The organism is Bacillus sp. ME78 (genome assembly GCF_903970865.1).
GTDB lineage: Bacteria > Bacillota > Bacilli > Bacillales > Bacillaceae_G > Bacillus_A > Bacillus_A cereus.
In genome coordinates, this window is record NZ_CAJCKK010000066.1 from 1 (window position 1) to 3102 (window position 3102).

A 3102-nucleotide genomic window follows, 5' to 3' on the forward strand; every position below is an offset into this window, starting at 1 on the left:
GGTATCGAAGGAACCGCGACAGTTACTCTTGATGATAATACCCACATAAAATAATCACTCCTAAGTTGTGATAATAAATTAGTATATTCTTTTCACACGTATAAAGGTACATATATAGGACTTTCGTTTAAAACATGCGTACAAAGTCTTAAGACTAATGTAAGCTGATGGTGGACTATTTAATATGAAAAGATACGTCTATTTGCGGAGGGAAAAGAGATCAATAAAATGTACAATGAGGGTGTTAATCGTAATATTTTACGAGTGTATGGAGGTATTTTTATGGAACGATTATGGACGAAATCATTTATTCAAATGACTTTCGCAATGTTATTTTTATTTACAGGATTTTATTTACTTGTTCCAACGCTCCCGCTCTTTATTAAAGAGATAGGTGGCAATGAATCGCAAGTTGGACTCATGATGGGAATGTTTACAATAGCTGCTGTTGTAATACGACCGATTATTGGAGGAATGTTAGATCAATATGGTAGAAGATCCTTTATTATTTTCGGACTCATCTTTTTTGGATTAACGATGTATTCCTATAATATAGCATCGACTATTGTCCTTTTAGCTGTTTTACGTGTTATTCACGGAGTAACATGGGCTGTTTCTACAACAGCTGTTGGAACAGCAATAACGGATATTATTCCAGATTCACGCCGCGGTGAAGGTATGGGTTGGTACGGGATGGCGATGACAATTGCAATGGCGATCGGACCTATGATTGGATTATGGGTTGTGCAAAATTATTCATTTCATGGTCTGTTTTTATTAGCGACGTTGTTATCTTTTATGGCAGTCGTATTATCACTAATAACGAAGATGCCATTTACGCCACAAAAAGAAAAAGGGAAAATTCAGCTATTTGAGAAATCCGTATTAACAATCACGATTGTAGTATTCTTTTTATCGTTTGCATATGGAGGAATAACAACCTTTTTACCGTTATTTGCATCATCAATTCATGTAAACCCGGGAACTTTCTTTCTTGTATATGCAATTGCATTAACAATTGTAAGACCAATTTCAGGGAAACTATTAGATAAGTATGGAGAAGTATTCATCATACTCCCAGCATTATGTATTACTATTTTAGCTATAGTTGTTTTAACTATTTCAAATGGTTTGTTAGGTGTAATTATCGCAGCAACATTATACGGTATTGGATTTGGATCAGCGCAGCCAGCTTTGCAAGCGGCAATGCTTACAATTGTTGATCCGAGTAAAAGAGGAGTTGCAAATGCTTCATTTTTTACAGCGTTTGATTTAGGAATCGGGTTAGGTGCTATTTTACTTGGAGTTGTTTCACAAATGTTTGGTTATCGTATTTTATTTTCAGGGAGTGCAATTTCGGCATTAATAGCCTTAATTATTTTCGTCTTCTTTGTAAAACAACGATTAGGAAAAAAAGAGTTTGCGTAAACTGGAGGAATAAAGATGAAAATTTCAATTGATCGTAAAGCTCTGCAATGGTTCCAGGAAGAATTACGTATAAAGCACGGTGAATCTGTACGTTTTACTGTAAGGTACGGAGGGGATAGTTCAATTCAGCCCGGATATTCTTTAGGGGTTGTTGCTGAGAAACCAGAGGGGGAAATAGTGTCAGTTGAGAAGGAAGGTATTATATTTTTTGTAGATTCTGATGATCTTTGGTATTTTCAAAACTATGATTTATTTGTAAGTTATCATGAGGAGATGGAAGAAATTCAATTTAATTATGTAAAATAATAACTTTATTAAAAATGAATAAGTTTTATATAAAAATTATATTTAAGAGATAGTGAAATAAATATCATATAGTAACGAGCTGTATTTATGTACAGCTCGTTTTTTTTATTTCTCAAATAAAATTAGAATAATTGTATATTTGGCGGTGTTATATGAAAAATCTTTATATCTTGTTTTTGAAAATACGCAAAGAAGTCTATTCTTTCTTTATAAAATATAAGAATTATTTTCAAAAAATTGTATTGTTACAGTAAGAAAAGTGTAGGAAACTTATCATTATAAAATAAATTGAAATCTTCTAAAAACTCTGATACATTGAAATAGAAATGTAGTTTCACAATATTGTAAAGGCTTACAGTTATGTGCACGAAGATCTATTAGGATTGGAGGAAATAATGATGAAAGCTGAAGAAAAATTTTCCCCGGGATTAGATGGTATAGTGGCAGCGGAGACGAAAATCTCGTTTCTTGACACAGTAAAAGGTGAAATTGTAATTCAAGGGTATGACTTAATCGAACTCTCAAAAACAAAAGAGTATTTAGACATTGTGCACCTTTTATTGGAGGAACACCTACCGAATGAAGATGAAAAAGCAACACTTGAAAAGAAATTAAAAGAAGAATATGCAGTACCAGAAGGTGTATTCAACGTACTAAAGGCATTGCCTAAAGAGACGCATCCCATGGATGGATTACGTACAGGTGTGTCAGCGTTAGCTGGTTACGATAATGATATCGAAAACCGCTCGTTAGAAGTGAATAAAAGCCGAGGGTACAAGCTGTTAAGTAAAGTGCCAAACATTGTAGCGAATAGCTATCATATTTTAAATAATGAGGAGCCAATTGAACCTCTTAAAGAATTATCTTATAGTGCGAATTTCTTCTATATGTTAACTGGTAAAAAACCAACTGAACTTGAGGAAAAGATCTTTGATCGTTCCCTTGTTTTATATAGTGAGCATGAAATGCCAAACTCTACATTTACAGCTCGCGTTATTGCATCAACACAATCAGATTTATACGGTGCTTTAACAGGTGCAGTTGCATCTTTAAAAGGAAGTTTACATGGCGGTGCAAATGAAGCGGTTATGTACATGCTTTTAGAAGCTGGTAATGTTGAGAAATTTGAAGAGTTATTACAGAAGAAATTATATAACAAAGAAAAAATTATGGGCTTTGGACACCGTGTTTATATGAAGAAGATGGATCCAAGAGCACTTATGATGAAGGAAGCTTTAAAACAGTTATGTGATGTAAAAGGTGATTATACACTATATGAAATGTGTGAAGCTGGAGAAAAGATTATGGAAAAAGAAAAAGGAATTTATCCAAATCTTGATTATTATGCAGCTCCAGTATATTGGATGC

The 3102-nt window shown here is 33.5% G+C and carries 3 protein-coding genes; all 3 read left to right on the plus strand.

Going from position 1 to position 3102, the window contains the following annotated elements; genetic code table 11:
• The first annotated feature begins 282 nt into the window (after window positions 1–282).
• A complete protein-coding gene (locus H6481_RS27920; protein WP_014482022.1) occupies window positions 283–1428 on the plus strand; it encodes an MFS transporter in 1146 nt (381 codons plus the stop codon).
• A 15-nt stretch (window positions 1429–1443) separates the two neighbouring features.
• Entirely contained in the window at window positions 1444–1734 is a 291-nt protein-coding gene (locus tag H6481_RS27925; protein ID WP_000703228.1) for a HesB/YadR/YfhF family protein, read from the plus strand.
• A 395-nt stretch (window positions 1735–2129) separates the two neighbouring features.
• Window positions 2130–3102, plus strand: a 973-nt coding sequence (mmgD, locus tag H6481_RS27930; RefSeq protein ID WP_182813778.1) for a citrate synthase, incomplete at its 3' end; no start/stop codon positions are given.

Coding starts and splice junctions, on each gene's coding strand:
- H6481_RS27920 (WP_014482022.1), top strand. CDS start 283: ATGGAACGATTATGGACGAAATCATTTATTCAAATGACTTTCGCAATG.
- H6481_RS27925 (WP_000703228.1), top strand. CDS start 1,444: ATGAAAATTTCAATTGATCGTAAAGCTCTGCAATGGTTCCAGGAAGAA.